Genomic DNA, 18,023 nt, shown 5'->3' with positions numbered 1-18,023 from the left:
CCAACAGGGGCCTTCAGACGAACCTTCTTTGAAGCATCCGTCACCATAGATGGGCATCCATCCTGCCATTACCATAAAGGAACAGCAGGTGAACATCCTTGATATGTCTCAAGCCTTGCAGCGCGCAAGTACCTGACTGCCCAATCGTACAAGGTTTTTCATCTGGCAAAAATTGCCAAATCAGGAACCCTTCGCAAAACCGGTGCATCCATTTGAAACACTTCTTTATTCTATCACAGGCACCGCAACATCCACCGATGTTTTCAGCGTGGCCAAAACGACCTTCTTTTAAATTGTCCCTGTCAAAAATCAGGACAATTGCGCGCTTGCCGTTCGCCTGCACAGTCATTAACGTCACCCTGTCAAAAGAAAAACGGGCAGCTTAAAAATAACTGCTCGCCACAGGAAACAGGCAAATTAGAATGGCAAACGGTGAACTTGGCGCAATCATGCGCTATCCGGTCAAAGGGCTTCGCGGCGTCGAAATGGCATCAGCAACAATTGATGCACACCACATGCTGGCAGATGACCGTCGCTATGTTCTGGCAACCAGTACATCACTTGGTCAGGGCGGGCTGGATGGCTGGGCGCGCAAAAGCAATTTCCTGCAACTGGTCAACACGCCCAAATTAGCCGAACTTGGCATTGAATATGACGATGCCACCACCACCCTTGCCATTTCACGCAATGGCCGCACCATTTGCAAAGGTAACCTTGAAAACGCAATGGGCCGCACCGTGATCGAGGATTTCCTGAGTGCATTTTTAAAAAATGATATCGCAGGCAGCCCTAAAATCATGTCGGTGCCCGATACGCATTTTGGCGATAAGGAAGCCCCCTATATTTCGCTGCTTAACCGCGACTCGATTAAGGATTTTGGCGACCGAATTGCCAGCCAGCATGTGGACCCGATGCGCTTTCGCGGCAACTTTCTGGTCGATGGCCTGCCGGCATGGTCCGAACTGGAATGGGCCGAAAATCAAACCATCACCATTGGCGATGTTTCATTTCGCATGATCCACCCCATTACCCGCTGCAAAGCCACCAGCATTAACCCCGAAACCGCACAATCCGACATTAATGTGCCGTTATTGCTGCGCAAAGGCATGAACCACCTGTTAATGGGGGTCTATCTGGAGGCAACCAGCAGCGGCACCCTTAAAGCTGGCGACAGCATCACGGTGGGTTAACCTCGCCTGTTACGGTTAAATCGCCATAATCAAAAACAACTAACCAAAACCGGGGACACCCGATTTTAACGGCCACAGCAAATATCGCCCGCCAGCCTAAAAAGTTGGCGGGCGCGTTGCCAGACGCCTGAACACATCGTCGTTCGCCCAATGCAAGCGCATGGCCCGAATAGGGGGCAACCCTTTACAAAACAGCAATTGTTCCGTTTCCGGCAACCTTGCCACTTCAACCGATTTCAACATGGCCTGTTTATCTTTGGCGCGCAAATGTACTGGCACGTCGCTGTTGCCGGTACGGTTGCCGGTGTCGGCAAACCGTGACATGGCGGTTAAACCAGCGGCCCAGTCCAGGTCGAACGCCCCGTCCTGACCAAATATTTGCACAACATCGCTGCGGCCCACCACATTTTCCCAGTTATGGCATACATCCATAACCGCACTAACCCCGGTAAATGATGGCCACAATGTTAAACCGGTATTGCCATTCCCGCCGCCACCGCCCAGCAATCGTTCAAGCTGCACCAGCCGCCCCAGGGCTTCAACCCTGTCTAGCATCACCAGAAAAGACGAGGTTTGCCGCCCCTGCTCCCGCCCTGAAACCAGTGACAGCAAACATCCCAGTACCACCCGCGCCCATGTCACCAATGGCTCGTCATATCCTTCGGGGGGGCTGCCAATCACAAAAATTGAAACCCCGCGCAAGGTAATGTCTTCAAGTGTAAAGCTGGTGGTGTTGCAGGAACTCTCAATTGCCGATATTTCAAACACGGCTGTTGCCTTGCGGCACGCATCAAGGATCGCATCGCGGCGATCATCTGACATATCCATAATTGACAAGGCAATGTCGGAAATACGCCCTTCGGTGGCATCGATATCGATCAATTCGCCCAGCAAGGGGTAAAACCGATGTGACGGCAATGTCAGGCTGCGACGCATTTCGTTTAAATTGCGCGACGTGGCATTGCTATGACGCTGGGTATGTATAATTAACCCCTGCAATAATACCCGTGCCACCCTTGCATCCTGCGGGTCGAGGTCACGAATAAATTGCGGAGCCAGCAACAATTCCGCAATCATACCGGCGTCGGAAACCATGCCTTCGCCATCCGGGCGCATAAAATCAAGCGGGTTAAAATGGTCCGGCGTGCTGCCGGACTGGCCAAACGGGTCCAGCACAATCAACTTCTGTCCCAGTTGCGCCCGACGATCGCGAACGGCCTTGCATACCAAACCGTTTTCTTCAAATACCAGCAAATTATCCCGCGTGGTCAGGGCATTGGGAATAACGCTACTTTGGTAAAAATCAAGCGATGCGTTACAAAACGTCATTAACCGGCGACAGGCCTGCAACCCGATCAAACCCGGACCATCCTTTAAACGGGCAAGATAAATCTGCGGGTCCGGTTCCAGCACCCCGGCCTGTTGCAGGGTTTCTGCGTCGGCCCAATGGCCTTCTGCTTCTGTTATCACCGGCTCCTGCGAGGGGGTAGCTGATGCATCGGGCAATAACGGGCGATCCTTGAAAAAAGGAGCCAGCAACAATACAAACAGCCGCACGACCATAGGAATCACGCCACATATCATGCCTGCCAGCACAAGGGCATTATCGCGCGCGATCATGCCAATCACCACCACCAGCGCGCCAAGCCCAAGTAACAAAACCAGTATCACCCTGAAGCCCGCTGGCCCCATCGCAACCTCCCCGATCGTCCTGTTTTTATATGGTGTTTCGTACCGTTCCGGCAAAATCACCATCGCCTTATTCAAATATACCCGGCCTGCTCCCAACAATCACATATCGGCAGGCTTCCCCAGCCTCAGCCATCGGTTCGTCACACCACTCACAGCGCGCGCATCCAGCCATAACTGGTGCGCTGTTCCGGCTGTAGAATTTACTCTGTCCCCACATTTACAGATGAACCCGCATTGCAAACCCGGCAATCCGATGCAGCACCGCGCACGCCCATACCTCGGTATGAGTATTCCTTATACCGACAGCGATACGGAATGCACAAACACTGTTTATCGGCTTGTCAACACGCTGAAAACAAACCAATCGAATGGATTTAACCGGTTAATGGAAACATGTTTTAAACAAAAAACCCCGGCCACATCGTGACCGGGGATTTTTTAGAACAACCTGACGCAATAGCGCCGATTGATAAATCAGGCAGAAACCTTTTCGGTTTCGGTGTCGTTGCCGCCACCTTCTTCGCCATCTTCGCGCGAACCAACCCGGCTACGACCGCGGCGGGCCGTCGGATGACGCCCCCGGGTCCGGGTGGTAGACGCTGCACGCTTGCGCGGTTTTTTATCGTCGCCAGCGGCATCGGCGTCACCATCGGCAACGGCATCGGCCGGAGCATCACCGTCACTTGCCGCCGGCTTTGCAACAGCGGCGGCTTCGTCGCTGCTGGCATCGTCGGATTTGGCACTTGCGGCGGTTTTACGCGGCGCACGTGGCGTTGTTGTCCGGCGCGCGCGTGTTGCACGCTTTGGCGCAGCTTCTTCACCGGCATCCGAACTTTCTGCTACCGGGGCTTCAACTGCGACAGCGGTTGATGCAGCGGGTGCTTCTGGGCTCGGCGCGGTGTTTTCGGCAGCGGCCACGGGGGCCGCATCATCGCCCGCAGGGGCGGCGACATCTGCCTTCTTGGGCTGGCGCGGGGTACGTGCCCGCGGCGTGCGCGGTGCCCGTGCCGGTTTTGCATCGTCCTGGCGGGTATTGGCAGAAACGTCATTACGACGTTCGCTGTCATCCTGCTGGTTTTGTACCGCAGCATTCCCAGCATCACCTTCGGCACTATGCGCACCATTGCCCGCACTGGCAGCTACACTGTCTTGCGACGGCGTATCGTCGGCCCGGTTATCGGCGTTGTTGTGGCGATTGCCACGCTGGTCATTATTGTGACGATCGTTGTTATTACGATCGTTATTGTTGTTGCGGTCGTTATTATTACGGTCGTTCCGCTCATTGCGTTCCGGACGGGGTTGCGCTTCGCGGCGCTGGTTTTCCCATTCGATCGCAGACTGCAAAATACGGTAATAATGTTCGGCATACTGGTAGTAATTTTCCGCCAGAACAGGATCATCCGTGCAGTCTTTAGCTAGCGAAACATATTTCTCGTAGACTTGCTGGGCATTACCGCGCACGCGCCCGTCCGGACCGTTACTGTCAAAATTTTGAAATTTCGGATTTACAGGACGTTTATTAGGCTGTGGCCGCCCGCGCGGACGTTTATTGTTATTTCTCATATCAACATACTGTTGGCGTTGAGGACACCCGTGGGCAGCGTCATCGCGCCCCGGAACCAATCCGTCTGAAAAAACACATTTCCCGAAAAACAGTACCGGCCAAACGGTACCGTCAGAAATCAACCGATGACCAAATATAAGGGAACGGAGATTTGTTACTGTTTACAGGGGAACACGGCGCAATTAGAAAGCGCGTCAGGCACCCGGCCTGCTCAGGACAAACTATATGGCTTGCAGGCTTATTCCAACTGTTTTTTTCCGTTCTTTCGTTTTTTTTACAACTACGTTTCTGTTAACAGCGCAGGGCTATCCTTTTCCAGCAAACACAACTGCTTACTGGATGCTCAATCGTTCGGCCTTGCCAAATTAAAAGGCAAACAGGGGGCCATTTAACCAAAACCGCAGTCCTGAAATGCCGTTAGCCCCGTTTTTGTCCACCCACACACCGTATGATACCACCAAGATCACGCCGGTATTGAATGTTTCCAAAACCCTGCTGCGCCAGCAAGTGATGGACCGCTTCTTCCTGCCCCTGGCCAATCTCGAAAATGACCCAGCCCGCACTGCGAACCAACTGTCCGGCAATCCTTGCCAGCTTGCGATAGGATGTAAGCCCGTCCGCGCCATCGCTCAGGGCATTAAACGGGTCAAAATCACGAACCTCGGGGGCCAGCCCTGCCATTTCGCTTTGGGCAATATAGGGCGGATTTGACAGCATGATATCAAATCCGGCGGCCTTTGTCTGCGCATCAAGGTCACAATCCCAATCTGAAACTACAAATTGGCTGCGCTGATTAAGCCCCAAGGCAACCGCGTTTTCCACCGCACACTCAACGGCCCCCGCACTGATATCCACGCCCACACCCTTGGCACCTGGCACATCACCCAGCACGGAAAGCAACAAACACCCTGTTCCCGTGCCAAAATCAATCAGATCCGGTTGTGTTAAATCAGCTGCCAGCTCAATCGCCCATTCAACCAGTGTTTCACTGTCGGGGCGCGGGTCCAGGGTATCGGCGGTGACTTTGAAACGATGGCGCCAAAAATCGCGCTGGCCAAAAATGCGCGCAACCGGTTCGCGTGTGCTGCGTCGTTCAATCATCTGGCGAAACGCCTGGGCATGGCCCGCCGTAACGACGTCTTCGGGCCACGCCATAATCCGGCTGGCATCAACATCGCAGGCCGCGGCCAGCAAAATGCGTGCATCAAGGCGGGCCGTATCACAGCCAGCCTGTTTTAGCTGCGCTGTCGCCTCGGTCATCAAAGAACCAAGCGTATCGGCTTCCTGCGGGTTCATCCCCGAACTCAACTTTCGATTTCGGCCAGTTTTTGCGCCTGATCTTCAGAAATCAGCGCATCAATCATTTCATCTACCGATGGCCCGCCGGTTACAAAATCATCTAACCGGTACAGGGTCAGGTTAATGCGGTGGTCCGATATGCGACCTTGCGGGAAATTATAGGTGCGAATACGTTCGGACCGATCCCCCGAGCCCACCTGCGATTTGCGATCCGCCGCGCGGGCAGCATCCTTGGTTTCGCGTTCGTGATCATACAAACGTGTCATCAGCATCTTCATGGCCTTGGCCTTGTTCTTATGCTGCGATTTTTCTTCCTGGCACGCAGCAACCACACCCGAGGGAATATGGGTCACACGCACGGCACTGTCGGTGGTGTTCACATGCTGCCCACCGGCCCCCTGGGACCGATAGGTATCAATGCGCAAATCCTTGGGATCGATATGCACATCAACGTCTTCGGCCTCGGGCAAAACGGCAACCGTGGCAGCCGATGTATGAATGCGCCCGCCCGTTTCAGTTACCGGCACACGCTGTACGCGGTGAACGCCACTTTCATATTTCAGGCGCGCAAACACCCCGGCCCCCGACACATTAACGACAACTTCCTTAAAACCGCCCAGATCGTTTTCGTTGGCGTCCATCAATTCAAACCGCCAGCCTTTGTTCTCGGCATAACGCTGATACATGCGGTAAAGGTCGGCTGCAAAAAGGGCCGCTTCCTCGCCGCCCGTTCCGGCACGAATTTCAAGAATGGCATTCTTTTCATCAGCCGAGTCCTTGGGCAACAGCATCAGCTTTACGTCGTGCTCTGCCTCGGGCAATTTCTCCAGCAGTTCCTGGCGTTCGGCCTCGGCCATCTCGCGCATGTCACGGTCTGATTCCGGATCGGCCAGCAATTCCTTTACCCCGGCCAAATCATCATGCAAGCGCTGAAAGGCTTCAATTTTTTCAACAACGGGCAATAATTCCGCATATTCCCGCGACAATTTGGCAAAGCTGTCATTATCACCCGCCCCCCCCGACAACAGGGATTTAAGCTCGTCAAACCGGCGAACAACACCATGCAGTTTACCTGGGTCCAAACTCACTCTTTATTCTCCTGATCTGTATTTGTCGGTTCCGAAGTATCGGCATCGTCGGGATAAAGCGGAAAAAGCCGCCCCAACAATTTTTGCGCCTTAACCCATTCCATCGTCCCGGCACCACCTGTTGTGGCTGCTAGGTCTTTAAGGGCTTGTGTGGGTGCATGCAACAGCCGATTAACCAAAAGCCGGGTTGCCTTTTCGGCATCGCCATGGCTTTCGGCCAATGCCGCTGCGCGCACTGCATCAAAATGCTGGCGCAATTCGGCAAGGGCCGGGATCGCGGCGCGCTCGGCACGCACACGAACAAAATGGTCAACCTCCGCCTCGACCATTGCCCAGGCTTCATCGGCTTTTTCCTCGCGCCCGCCACGCCCCTGTGCAGCAATATTTTCCAGATCTTCCAGGCGATAAAAAAACACCTCGGAAATATCGTCAACCTGCGGGTCAATATCGCCGGGAACGGCGGTATCAATCATTAAAACAGGGCGATAGCGGCGACGCTTCACTGCGGTTAGCGCAATATCATGATCAATCAAATACCGCCGCGATCCACCCGCCGTCAGCACGATATCGGCCTCGGCCAGCAAACGTTCAAGATCGCCCATATCCGACCAGTGACATTCCAGCCGCTTGGCCACCAGGCGCGCCCGGGCCGCCAAACGGTCCACCACCATGATGCGTCCCATGCCGCGTTCGGCAAGGGATGCCGCAATCAGTTCGCCCATATCGCCCGCACCAGCCAAAAGCAGGGTACAATTGGCAATATCCCCATGCAGGTCGCGCGCCACCGATTGCGCGGCAGCCGCAATCGAAACAGCCCCCTGCCCAATCCCGGTCTGGCTGCGCACCCGTTTGGAAATGGCATAGGCAGTTTGATAAACCTGTTCAAGTTCCCGGCCCACCAGCCCATGCATCCGGGCAATTTTATGGGCATCCTTGATCTGGCCAAAAACCTCGGGCTCGCCAATAACCAAGCTGTCAAGCGACGCCGCCACAGCAAAAACATGCTTCAGGGCTTCCCGCCCTGACCGTATATATAGCTCTGCTGCCAGTTGGTCCCGGTCCAGATCAGCCCACAGGGCCATCAGGTCAATCACCCGTTCGCGGCCACGTTCGGCCTCAAACGCCAGCAAATGAATTTCAGTACGGTTGCAGGTAGAAACAACCACCGCCTGCCCCAGCCGGGCCTGGTCAATCACGCCCAGAAACTGGGGCAAACGGGTTTCGTCGATGAAAAGGCGGTCGCGCGTTTCCTCACTGGATCGCCGATGATTGGTTCCAACCACCATCAAACGGTCCAGCGGCCAGTCTCCGGCTTCGTCGCGTCCCGCCGCCTCATTCACCCGGCACTTACCTTTCGCCAATCACACCGATCAGGCTATCAATCGCAACTTCGCGCTGCTCGCCTGCATCAAGGTCACGCACCATGGCAACACCCTTTGCCAGTTCGTCATCGCCAATGATGACTGCCATTTTGGCATTGGCCTTATCGGCACGCTTCATGCGTTTTTTCATATTGCCCGCATAACCCAGCTCGACAGCAATGCCGGCTTCGCGCAATTGCTGCGCCAGTGTGCGGCACCGGCTTTCGGCGGCGTCCCCCATCGGGATCAGAGCCACCGGGCGCGGCGCAGCAGGGGCTGTCCCCACCATCATTGCCAAACGTTCAACGCCGGCTGCCCAGCCCACACCTGCGGTTTGCGGGCCACCCATGGTTGACACCAAACCGTCATATCGGCCACCGGCCATTACCGTGCCCTGTGCGCCCAGCGTGCTGGTGACAAATTCGAAACAGGTATGGCAATAATAATCCAGCCCGCGCACCAAACGCGGGTTAAGCTGGTAATTAATACCAATATCGCCCAAACCGTCGGTCAATTGCTTGAAAAACGTCTTTGAATGTTCGTTCAGATATTCACCAAACAGCGGCGCATTTGCCACCAGTTCGCGGTCGCCTTCATCCTTGGAATCAAGAATGCGCAGCGGGTTTTTATCCAGACGGTTGCGGCTGTCTTCGGACAATTTATCAAAATGCCCTTTGAAATAATCCACCAGCACATCGCGATACGCTGCCCGGCTGTCGGGGTCGCCCAAGGTATTCAGTTCCAGGGTGATGTTATCCCACAGGCCCAGCGCCTTCAGGATATGCGCGCCATAGGCAATAACCTCAAGGTCGCCGCCAACCTGTTCAACACCTAATAATTCCACACCGATCTGGTGGAACTGGCGTTGTCGGCCTTTTTGCGGGCGTTCATAACGGAACATCGGCCCGTAATAACACACCTTTACCGGCGATAATTGCTGCATACCGTTGGAAATATAAGCCCGTGCGATCCCGGCGGTGTTTTCAGGACGCAGGGTGATTTTCTCGCCACCGCGATCCTCAAACGTATACATTTCCTTGGTCACGACATCGGACGTATCGCCAAGGGTGCGGGCAAAAACGTCCGTAAATTCAAAGATCGGCGTGGTCATACGATGATAACCATACAGCTCGCCAATGGCGCGGGCCGTTTCCGCGATATGGTCCTGCACCCGGTTTTCTTCGGGTAAAAGGTCATGTGTGCCACGGACGGGTTGAAGCGATGCCACGTTTGATCTCCGATATTCTTGGTGTTTTTCTATAAAGGGATAGTCATATACGCACGAAAATAGCCTTCCGCCGGGGTGGCGGAAAGCCTTAATTCGGCAAATACAACGCTATTCAGCCGCTGCCTTGGCTGCTTCGATTTTTGCAGCGCGTTCTTCAACCAGCTCGACGATATGGTCGACCATTTTTTCGCTGCTAACATTATGGTCCGGCTTGCCCGAAATATACATTTTGTGGTTGCCACCGCCGCCACCGGTAAGCCCGATGTCGGTTTCACGCGCTTCGCCCGGTCCATTGACAATACAGCCAATAATCGACAGGGAAATCGGCGTTGAAATATGGGACAACCGTTTTTCAAGTTCGGCCACGGTATCAACCACATTAAAGCCCTGACGCGCACAGGACGGGCAGGAAATAATCTGCACCCCGCGCGTCCGCAAACCCAGCGATTTCAACATGTCATAGCCAACATGGATTTCTTCCACCGGGTCAGCCGACAATGACACCCGCAAGGTATCGCCGATACCGGCCCACAGCAAATTGCCCATGCCAATCGATGATTTTACCGTACCGCCGCGCAGGCCCCCAGCCTCGGTAATACCCAGATGCAGCGGGTAATCGCAAGCCTCGGCCAGGCCATAATAGGCAGCCACGGCCAAAAACACATCCGATGCCTTAACCGATATTTTGAACTCGCGGAAATCCTGGTCTTCCAAAATCCGCGCATGGTTCATGGCACTTTCAACCATCGCTTCGGGGCAAGGTTCACCGTATTTTTCCAGCAATTCCCGTTCCAGCGACCCGGCATTCACGCCAATACGCATCGAACAGCCATGATCCTTGGCCGCCTTGACCACTTCACGTACCCGTTCGGTCGATCCGATATTCCCCGGATTAATTCGCAGGCAGGCCGCACCGCTTTCGGCGGCTTCGATGGCGCGTTTGTAATGAAAATGAATATCGGCAACGATCGGCACGCTAACCTGTTTGACAATGTCTTTCAGGGCCAGCGACGATTCCTGATCCGGGCAGGATACACGCACAATATCGGCACCGGCTTCTTCAAGGCGGTGAATTTGCGCGACAGTACCCGCGACATCCGTGGTCAGCGTATTGGTCATGGATTGCACCGAAATCGGCGCATCACCGCCAACTTCGACAGAACCGACACGAATTTTACGGCTTTTGCGGCGTTCGATATCACGATAGGGGCGGACACTCATTTGCGGATCCGTAGCCTTTGTTGCAACACAGTGAACTGTAGGCCTGTATATAGCTTATCACCGGCGCAGAAGAAACCGTCGCGCTCAGCTTTTTCGCGGTGTTTTTATGACAGGCACGAAAAAGGCGGCCCGGGGTATGGCCGCCTTTTAAAATAAAGACCCTTTAACGAACTGTTATTGTGTCTTTTTTTCCGTCAAAGAAGCCAGAATATCGTCCGGATTCAGTGAATAATTTGAAATCACCTGACCATAGCTGCCAATCGAGACATTTTTCGTCGCGTCCACGCTGATCGACAAGGCGCCAGCATTGCCAACTTCAAGTTTAAGACCATCGCGATTAGGCACACGATAAACATCGCCCGCACTTAACATCCGGGTTAGCAAAATATTGCCATCATCCTCGCGGATACGGACCCAGCTGGTTTCATTGGCCGAAATGGTCACGCGGCTATCGGCATTGACGGCACCAAAAACACGCCCGCCACCAGCATCACCAACTTCGGGTGCCGCCGGAACAGACGCCACTTCCGGGGTGCCTGCCGTTTGCGGCGCATTGGGTGCGCGCGGCGGCAACGGAATATTGCCCTGGTTAGGCATCAACGCGGCACTACCTTGCGGTACGGCATTGGCATTGGCGTTGGCATCCGCAGTACCCGACGGCAATTCAGGCGCAGCCATGGGTGCCGCATTGGCGTTTTCATTGCCCGAAACCGGTGCGGTTGCCGCATTCGGCCCTGCCGATGCCGTCTGATCCGGCATCGCATCGGCCGGGACATCACGATTTCCCGCCTGCGACGACATCACATCAAAATCCGGCTCGGCAAACATGCCCTCAACGGGGCTGCCAATGGCATCATTCATGCTTTCCGACGCCTGCGCAGATGGCGAACCGCCCATACGCGGGCCAACTTCGGCCGCATGGGCCTCGGCAGCATTTTCCAGGGTCCGTTCACGTTCGGCGGGAGCAGCGCTGTTATTGTTCCCCGTATCGGGTATGGCCGTATACCCCTTCATACTATCGGGCAACGGCTCTACCAGATCGGCAATTGTCTTGCCCTGGCTTGATAAATAGTACCAGCCACCATAAGCAACGATCCCCAGCACCGCAGCAATCAGCATCATGGCACCACCGGGCACACGACTTTCCTGCACCGGTTTGGGAAAGCTCAGCTCGCTGCGCACAGCGGGCGCGTTGCTTTCTTCCTTGTAACGACGAACAATTTCCTTGCCGTCCAACCCCAGATGTTCGGCATAGCCCTTAACAAAGCCCAGGCCATATGGCCCGCCCGGAAGCGCGTCATACTGACTGTTCTCGATCGCTTCGAGGTAAACTTTCCGAATCCGCAAAAGCTGGGCAACCCCTTCAATGGTCTGCCCATGCATCGTCCGGGTGTGGCGCAACAGCCGCCCGACATTCACTGCTTCAGCGTTAAAATTAACCTGTGGTTCCATACTCATATCATTTGATGGCGCACTTCCGGGCAACGGCTTGAACCGCAAACGCCCTCTTGGTGGCACACCCAAATGATCTTCCTTTCGCTTTCCGATCGCCAACTCCCGCACCCCCACGTTACGATCCAGCAACAAACTAGCAAATACCCCAGCCAAAAGCGATTTTTTTTAAAGTTTTACACCGTGATCTATTGCGAAAGCCTTAAGACGGGACCTAAGACTTTTTTTAGGGCTGTCGAGGAGCGACAAAACATATTGTTCAACACTTTTTGCGTTCATGCTCCGAACCATTTCCTTGACCGGACCAACCGATGCCGGAGCCATCGACATACGCCGTATCCCCAGACCAATCAAGGCCATCGCCTCTAACGGGCGCCCGGCCATTTCACCACAAATGGTCAGACGCACATTATGATCGTCACACAATTTCACCAGGTGCCTTAAAAAGGTAAAAACACCCGGCGACAATGTGTCATAGCGACCTTCAAGGCGCGGATTCCCACGATCTGCAGCAAACATAAACTGAAGCAGGTCGTTGGTCCCCACCGAAAGGAAATCCACCTGACCCAGCAGACTTTTCGCCTGCCAGACCAATGCAGGGACTTCCAGCATTGCCCCGACCTTAACCGAGCGTGGCACAAAACCCCGTTCGGCTTCACGTTCCAGTTGCCGGTCCAGCAGTTGTCTGGCGGTCATAAATTCGGCCACCTCTGCTATCATCGGAAACATGACATGCAAATCCCGGTCGTGGGCAGCACGGATCAGCGCACGCAACTGATGCACCAACACCGCCGGTCTATCCAGGGTTATCCGGATAGACCGCCATCCCATGGCCGGATTTTCCTCTGTCATATCCTGCCAATAGGGCAATAATTTGTCACCGCCGACATCAAGGGTCCGAAAAACCACCGGCCGGCCTTCGGCCTGCTCGAAAATACGGTTATAAAGCCGTGTCTGATCCTCGATATCAGGCATGGCAGATCGCACCATGAACGGTATTTCCGTTCGATACAGACCAATGCCATCAGCCCCGCTTTCAATCACGTGGGGCACATCAATCAGCAACCCGGCATTGATGTTCAGCGAAATGTTAATATCATCGCAGGTTTGCGCAGGCAAATCGCGCATCTGCGCATAAAGCGCCTTGCGTTCAGCCCGCGCCTTTAACGCCCCGTCAATAACGGCGCGGACATCCTCGCTGGGGCGCACAAATAACTGGGCATTGTCCGCATCAACAATTAACGGGTCACCACCTTCAACCTTGTCAAGAACGCCCTTTACCCCGCCCAGAACCGGAATGTCAAGGGCACGCGCCACTATCGCCACATGCGATGTATGCGATCCCTCCTCCAGTGCCAGGCCCCGCAACCGGGTATGATCGTAATCAAGCAATTCCGCCGGGCCGATATTGCGCGCCACCAGAATAATATCATCGGGCAAATCGCCAAATGCCGGGGACTGATACTGTCCGGACAAATGCTGCAACAACCGGTTTGCCAGATCTTCCAGGTCATGCAGGCGTTCGCGCAAATAAGGGTCGGTCACCTGCGCCATGCGCGCACGGGTATCATCATGCACCTTTTGCACGGCGGCTTCGGCGGTCAGGCCGGTGTTAACGGCTTCGGTAATGCGGTTTAACCAGCCGGTATCCTTGGCAATCATACGATAGGCATCAAGAATATCGCCGGGGTCATCGCCCCCGCCAACATCAAATTCGCCCACCGCCTCGACCATGCGGTCAAGGTGTTTTTGCAAAACCCGCATCGCTTCGCGCAAGCGCGTTAGCTCCTCTTGCGGGTCTTCGGCCACCATGCGGTCGATAACAATGCGCGGTTCATGCAAAACCGCAATGCCCTTACCAATGCCCGGGGCCAGCCGCGCCCCCGACAGGCGCAACGGCAACAAGGCAATGCCATCCGCCGGGATCAACTCATCCCGATTGACCAGTTCGCCCCCGGCGACCATTTCGGCCAGCACCATGGCGACGTTTTCAAGGGCTTCCTGTTCGTCTTCGGTATATTGGCGTTCGGTACGGTTCTGCACCGCCAAAACCCCAATAATGCGGCCTCCGCGCAAAATCGGCACGCCGATCATGGAATGATAAATTTCTTCGCCTGTTTCCGGGCGATAGGCAAAATTGGGATGCGATTGTGCATCGCGCAAGTTAAGTGGCCGCGCATGGGCGGCAACATAACCGACAATCCCCTCGCCGGTGCGCAGACGCGTGCGATGCACGGCTTCGGCGGCAAGGCCACAAGTGGCAAAAAGTTCAAGCACCTCGCCCGCCCGCATCACATAGACCGAGCACACTTCAGCGACCATATCCGCCGCAATAATGGTCACGATCTTGCCCAGGCGTTCTTCAGCGGTCCCCGGTCCGGCCATAACGTCGCGCACCCGTTTTAACAGGCGACGCGGACCAGTGACTGCGGCGGGCGATATGCTCATCAGATTTAAAGGTCTCTTTGTACGAGGGACTGAACGGCCTGATCGACCAGTTCGGCCAGAATTTCAGAAACCGGCTGTTCTTTCTTTACCATACCAACCGACTGCCCCGCCATGACAGATCCGTTTTCAACGTCTCCGTCCACAACGGCGCGGCGCAGGGCACCTGCCCAGAAATGTTCGATTTCAAGTTGCGCTGCCCCCTGTTCTAACTGACCCGCACGGAACTTTTCAATAACTTCGCGCTGAACATTCATAAAAGCTTCCGTACCCTTGTTATTCAGGGCGCGAACCGGAATAACCGGGAAGCGGTCGTCAAGCTGCACAGTGGTAACGGCTTCACGCGCACTGGCGCGGATAAACGCCTTTTTAAAGGCCGGGTGGGCAATACATTCGCTGGCACAAACCAGACGCGTCCCAACCTGAACCCCTGCCGCACCCATTTCCAGAAACGACGAAATCGCTTCGCCGCGGCCAATACCGCCGGCACAGAAAATTGGCACATTGCGAATTTCGGGTAAAATTTCCTGGGCCAGTACAGTTAACGATACCGGGCCAACATGGCCACCGGCTTCACTGCCTTCAATTACCAGCGCATCCGCACCCGACCGGGTCAGTTTTTTTGCCAGCACCAGCGCCGGAGCAAAACAGATAACCCGGGCAAATTCCTTAACCGCCTTGATCGAATTTGACGAGGGCAAACCACCGGCCAACACAACATGGCCAACTTCCTGTTCCCGGCACACCGCAATCAGGTCGTCAAGCTGAGGATGCATGGTGATCAGATTAACGCCAAACGGTTTGGCGGTCATTTCCTTGGTCGCGGCAATTTCGGCGGCCAAAAGTTCCGGCCCCATCGACCCACAGGCGATCACCCCAAATCCACCGGCATTTGATACCGCAGCAACAAGGTGACGTTCGGAAACCCACGACATCGCACCGGCCAAAATGGCGTATTCAGTGCCCAGGAATTCCTTGCCGGGCGCCCACAATTTTTCCAGACGGTTGCGCGCTGCCGCAAATTTCGGATCGTTCATATAGTTGTACCCCAATGCAGAAATGCAGGGCACCGCATGGTCCCTGCTATTTCATCATAATGGTCGAAACAAAATGTTCCAGCCCAGATATGTATTAAATAACGGCCCCTTAACACTGCCTTAATTGCCAAAAACAATCCGGCAGCACATCGGGCCTACCCTTGGAACCTAGTCGGCATCCAGCCCATAGGCCGTATGCAGGGCACGAACGGCAAGTTCGGTATATTCTTCGGCAATCAGGACGCTTACCTTGATTTCCGAGGTTGAAATAACCTGAATGTTGATACCCTTGTCAGACAGGGTTTCAAACATTTTACGTGCCACCCCGACATGGGAACGCATACCGACACCAATGATCGAAACCTTGGTCACATCCGACGTGCTTAACAGCTCCTGATAGGCGATCTTTTCACGATTGCCTTCAATCACCTGAAGCGCACGTTTGAACTCGCCACGCGGCACGGTAAAGGTCATGTCCGTGCTGTTGCCATTTTCCGATATGTTCTGAACGATCATATCGACATTGATGTTGGCTTCGGCCAGCGGGCCAAAAATGGTTGCTGCCGTGCCCGGCTTGTCGGCAACCTTAACCAGCGTGATCTTGGCTTCGTCCCGGCTATAGGCAATTCCGCTAACGACTTCCTGTTCCACGATTTCGTCCTCGTCTACAACAAGTGTACCTTCCGCATCACTAAAGGTCGAACGGACCTGCACCCGGACGCGATGGTTCATGGCCATCTCGACTGAACGGGTTTGCAGCACCTTGGCCCCAAGCGATGCCAGTTCCAGCATTTCTTCGTAGGTAATTTTTTCAATCTTGCGTGCCTTGGGCACAATGCGGGGATCGGTTGTGTAGACACCTTCAACGTCAGTATAAATGTCGCAACGGTCTGCCCGAAGGGCTGCCGCCAGCGCCACCGCCGAGGTATCGGACCCGCCACGTCCCAGCGTGGTAATACGGTTATCTGGCGCAATCCCCTGAAAACCGGCAACACATACCACTTCGCCGCCATCAAGGCGTTTGTCAAGTTCGGTTGTGTCAATCGATTTGATCCGGGCCTTGGCATGGGCGCCATCGGTCTTGATCGGAATTTGCCACCCCAGCCACGAACGTGCAGGGACATCCATGCTTTGCAGCGCCATCGCCAGCAAACCAACTGTCACCTGCTCACCCGACGATACAATCACATCATATTCGCGCGCATCATAAAGCGGCGAAATTGTATCGGCCCAGCCCACCAGTTCATTGGTTTTGCCCGACATTGCCGAAACGACAACCGCAACCTGGTTCCCTGCGTCCACTTCGCTTTTAACGCGACGGGCAACATTCTTGATCTTTTCAACGTCGGCGACAGATGTGCCACCAAACTTCATGACAATACGGGCCATGAAAATTCCCCGTTATGCTTGCCTTTACATCTCGCCAGCCGAAATGCAAGGTCTTGTGTTTCCGCCAGTTTCCGGGTCACGGACCTGCAAGGTTGCAAGCCCCCTGATCAGGGCGGCGATATCAATACTGCCATAATGACCGCGAAACAAGCATGAAGGCAGTGTTAATCCGGCCCAAGGCTATATTTTAACCATCGATCTTTCACAAAACCTGAAATAACGCATAATCCAGTCAGCGTTTTGCAACAACTGCGAAATTATCATGCGTAAAAACCCGCAAAACTTCAACTACCAGCCCCTGCGCCCCCAAACCGGAGCCCCAAATGCCCGTCACATCGGCCACACACCCGCGACAACATACATCTGGCAAACACCCCGACCAGGCAGGCATTGCCACAACATCGGCACAAAAACTGGTGATGTTTGATGTTGGCGAAACGCTGATCAGCGAAACCGCAATCTGGCACCGCATTGCCCGTCATCTTAACCTGCCGTCTTTTACCGTTTCGGCTGCGGCGGGCATCGCACTGGCGCGCAATTGCGGGTTCGCGGCAATCCTGAAACAGCTGGGCGACTTTTCTGCCATCCCGGGGGAGCCCTGGCGTGGCCCCGATTTGCTGTCTTTTACCATTGACGATCTATATGACGACGCCTTACCGGCCCTGACCGACCTGCACAAACACGGCCATAAGGTTGGTATTTGCGGTAATCAGCCTGCATCATCGGAACAGGTGTTGCAGGCTTTGCCCTGCCATATTGACTGGCTGTCAAGTTCGGCACGGCTAAAATGCAAAAAACCCGACCCCGCCTTTTTCAATGCCGTTATCGAACAAACCGGCCATGACCCGGCCGATATCATTTATATTGGCGACCGGCTGGATAACGATATTTACCCGGCGTTACAACACGGGATGGATGCAATCTGGCTGTTGCGCGGGCCGTGGGCTTTTGCCCAATGGCAGCAAAGCGGCATACCCGATGGTATCCGCACCATTCGCTCACTTGCCGAACTGCCCGCTTTACTCACAAAATAACCACCAGCAGAAGCCCGCCCAGG

The 18,023-nt window shown here is 54.7% G+C and carries 14 protein-coding genes; 2 read left to right on the top strand and 12 right to left on the bottom strand.

The window, feature by feature from the left end; genetic code table 11:
• Window positions 1-40: 40 nt before the first annotated feature.
• Entirely contained in the window at window positions 41-349 is a 309-nt protein-coding gene (locus tag J4E05_RS16115; RefSeq protein WP_349597466.1) for a hypothetical protein, read from the bottom strand.
• Window positions 350-422: 73 nt separating this feature from the next.
• Here J4E05_RS16115 and J4E05_RS16110 point away from each other — a divergent pair, with 73 nt between their 5' ends.
• On the top strand, window positions 423-1,190 hold the full coding sequence (locus J4E05_RS16110) for an MOSC domain-containing protein (RefSeq protein ID WP_349597465.1): 768 nt from the start codon (window positions 423-425) through the stop codon (window positions 1,188-1,190).
• Between the two features lie 96 nt (window positions 1,191-1,286).
• On the opposite strand, the gene J4E05_RS16105 is transcribed toward J4E05_RS16110, so the two are convergent.
• The 11 genes from J4E05_RS16105 to J4E05_RS16055 all read right to left on the bottom strand — a co-directional run bounded on the left by J4E05_RS16105 (window position 1,287) and on the right by J4E05_RS16055 (window position 16,966).
• Window positions 1,287-2,882 (bottom strand): type IV secretory system conjugative DNA transfer family protein, encoded by a 1,596-nt coding sequence (locus tag J4E05_RS16105; protein WP_349597463.1) that lies wholly within the window; start codon window positions 2,880-2,882, stop codon window positions 1,287-1,289.
• A gap of 474 nt (window positions 2,883-3,356) precedes the next feature.
• Window positions 3,357-4,445 carry a DUF4167 domain-containing protein gene (locus J4E05_RS16100; RefSeq protein WP_349597461.1) on the bottom strand — a complete coding sequence of 363 codons (1,089 nt, stop codon included), beginning with the start codon at window positions 4,443-4,445 and terminating at the stop codon, window positions 3,357-3,359.
• 418 nt (window positions 4,446-4,863) lie between these two features.
• Window positions 4,864-5,742 carry a peptide chain release factor N(5)-glutamine methyltransferase gene (prmC, locus tag J4E05_RS16095; RefSeq protein ID WP_349597459.1) on the bottom strand — a complete coding sequence of 293 codons (879 nt, stop codon included), beginning with the start codon at window positions 5,740-5,742 and terminating at the stop codon, window positions 4,864-4,866.
• 8 nt (window positions 5,743-5,750) lie between these two features.
• Complete coding sequence (gene prfA / locus J4E05_RS16090) at window positions 5,751-6,833, bottom strand: peptide chain release factor 1 (protein WP_085591641.1); 1,083 nt, start codon at window positions 6,831-6,833, stop codon at window positions 5,751-5,753.
• Window positions 6,830-8,173 carry a glutamyl-tRNA reductase gene (gene hemA, locus J4E05_RS16085; protein WP_085591639.1) on the bottom strand — a complete coding sequence of 448 codons (1,344 nt, stop codon included), beginning with the start codon at window positions 8,171-8,173 and terminating at the stop codon, window positions 6,830-6,832. Before hemA ends, prfA begins: the two co-directional genes overlap by 4 nt.
• A 7-nt stretch (window positions 8,174-8,180) precedes the next feature.
• The gene (hisS, locus tag J4E05_RS16080) at window positions 8,181-9,422 is read right to left on the bottom strand and encodes a histidine--tRNA ligase (protein WP_085591637.1); all 1,242 of its coding nucleotides are present in this window, start codon (window positions 9,420-9,422) and stop codon (window positions 8,181-8,183) included.
• Between the two features lie 108 nt (window positions 9,423-9,530).
• Window positions 9,531-10,643 (bottom strand): flavodoxin-dependent (E)-4-hydroxy-3-methylbut-2-enyl-diphosphate synthase, encoded by a 1,113-nt coding sequence (ispG, locus tag J4E05_RS16075; protein ID WP_085591635.1) that lies wholly within the window; start codon window positions 10,641-10,643, stop codon window positions 9,531-9,533.
• 174 nt (window positions 10,644-10,817) lie between these two features.
• Window positions 10,818-12,095, bottom strand: coding sequence for a helix-turn-helix domain-containing protein (locus tag J4E05_RS16070; RefSeq protein ID WP_349597455.1), 1,278 nt, complete (start codon window positions 12,093-12,095; stop codon window positions 10,818-10,820).
• Window positions 12,096-12,263: 168 nt separating this feature from the next.
• Window positions 12,264-14,543, bottom strand: coding sequence for a phosphoenolpyruvate--protein phosphotransferase (gene ptsP / locus J4E05_RS16065; protein WP_349597453.1), 2,280 nt, complete (start codon window positions 14,541-14,543; stop codon window positions 12,264-12,266).
• Window positions 14,544-14,548: 5 nt separating this feature from the next.
• Window positions 14,549-15,577, bottom strand: a complete 1,029-nt coding sequence (locus J4E05_RS16060) for an NAD(P)H-dependent flavin oxidoreductase (RefSeq protein ID WP_085591723.1) — start codon at window positions 15,575-15,577, stop codon at window positions 14,549-14,551.
• A gap of 168 nt (window positions 15,578-15,745) precedes the next feature.
• Complete coding sequence (locus J4E05_RS16055) at window positions 15,746-16,966, bottom strand: aspartate kinase (protein WP_085591629.1); 1,221 nt, start codon at window positions 16,964-16,966, stop codon at window positions 15,746-15,748.
• Between the two features lie 323 nt (window positions 16,967-17,289).
• Between J4E05_RS16055 and J4E05_RS16050 the strand changes: the two genes are divergently transcribed.
• Entirely contained in the window at window positions 17,290-18,000 is a 711-nt protein-coding gene (locus J4E05_RS16050; RefSeq protein WP_085591627.1) for an HAD family hydrolase, read from the top strand.
• The last annotated feature ends 23 nt before the right edge of the window (window positions 18,001-18,023 follow it).

It is taken from the genome of Thalassospira sp. NFXS8 (assembly GCF_040148805.1).
Classification (GTDB): Bacteria; Pseudomonadota; Alphaproteobacteria; order Rhodospirillales; family Thalassospiraceae; genus Thalassospira.
This window is presented reverse-complemented; position numbering and strand designations above follow the sequence as displayed.

What these genes read in the sequence shown, in the direction of transcription:
- ptsP (WP_349597453.1), bottom strand. Translation starts at nt 14,543, where the DNA reads ATGAGCATATCGCCCGCCGCAGTCACTGGTCCGCGTCGCCTGTTAAAA.
- ispG (WP_085591635.1), bottom strand. Translation starts at nt 10,643, where the DNA reads ATGAGTGTCCGCCCCTATCGTGATATCGAACGCCGCAAAAGCCGTAAA.
- J4E05_RS16050 (WP_085591627.1), top strand. Translation starts at nt 17,290, where the DNA reads ATGCCCGTCACATCGGCCACACACCCGCGACAACATACATCTGGCAAA.
- J4E05_RS16100 (WP_349597461.1), bottom strand. Translation starts at nt 4,445, where the DNA reads ATGAGAAATAACAATAAACGTCCGCGCGGGCGGCCACAGCCTAATAAA.
- J4E05_RS16110 (WP_349597465.1), top strand. Translation starts at nt 423, where the DNA reads ATGGCAAACGGTGAACTTGGCGCAATCATGCGCTATCCGGTCAAAGGG.
- J4E05_RS16055 (WP_085591629.1), bottom strand. Translation starts at nt 16,966, where the DNA reads ATGGCCCGTATTGTCATGAAGTTTGGTGGCACATCTGTCGCCGACGTT.
- J4E05_RS16060 (WP_085591723.1), bottom strand. Translation starts at nt 15,577, where the DNA reads ATGAACGATCCGAAATTTGCGGCAGCGCGCAACCGTCTGGAAAAATTG.
- J4E05_RS16105 (WP_349597463.1), bottom strand. Translation starts at nt 2,882, where the DNA reads ATGGGGCCAGCGGGCTTCAGGGTGATACTGGTTTTGTTACTTGGGCTT.
- prmC (WP_349597459.1), bottom strand. Translation starts at nt 5,742, where the DNA reads ATGAACCCGCAGGAAGCCGATACGCTTGGTTCTTTGATGACCGAGGCG.
- J4E05_RS16070 (WP_349597455.1), bottom strand. Translation starts at nt 12,095, where the DNA reads ATGGAACCACAGGTTAATTTTAACGCTGAAGCAGTGAATGTCGGGCGG.
- J4E05_RS16115 (WP_349597466.1), bottom strand. Translation starts at nt 349, where the DNA reads ATGACTGTGCAGGCGAACGGCAAGCGCGCAATTGTCCTGATTTTTGAC.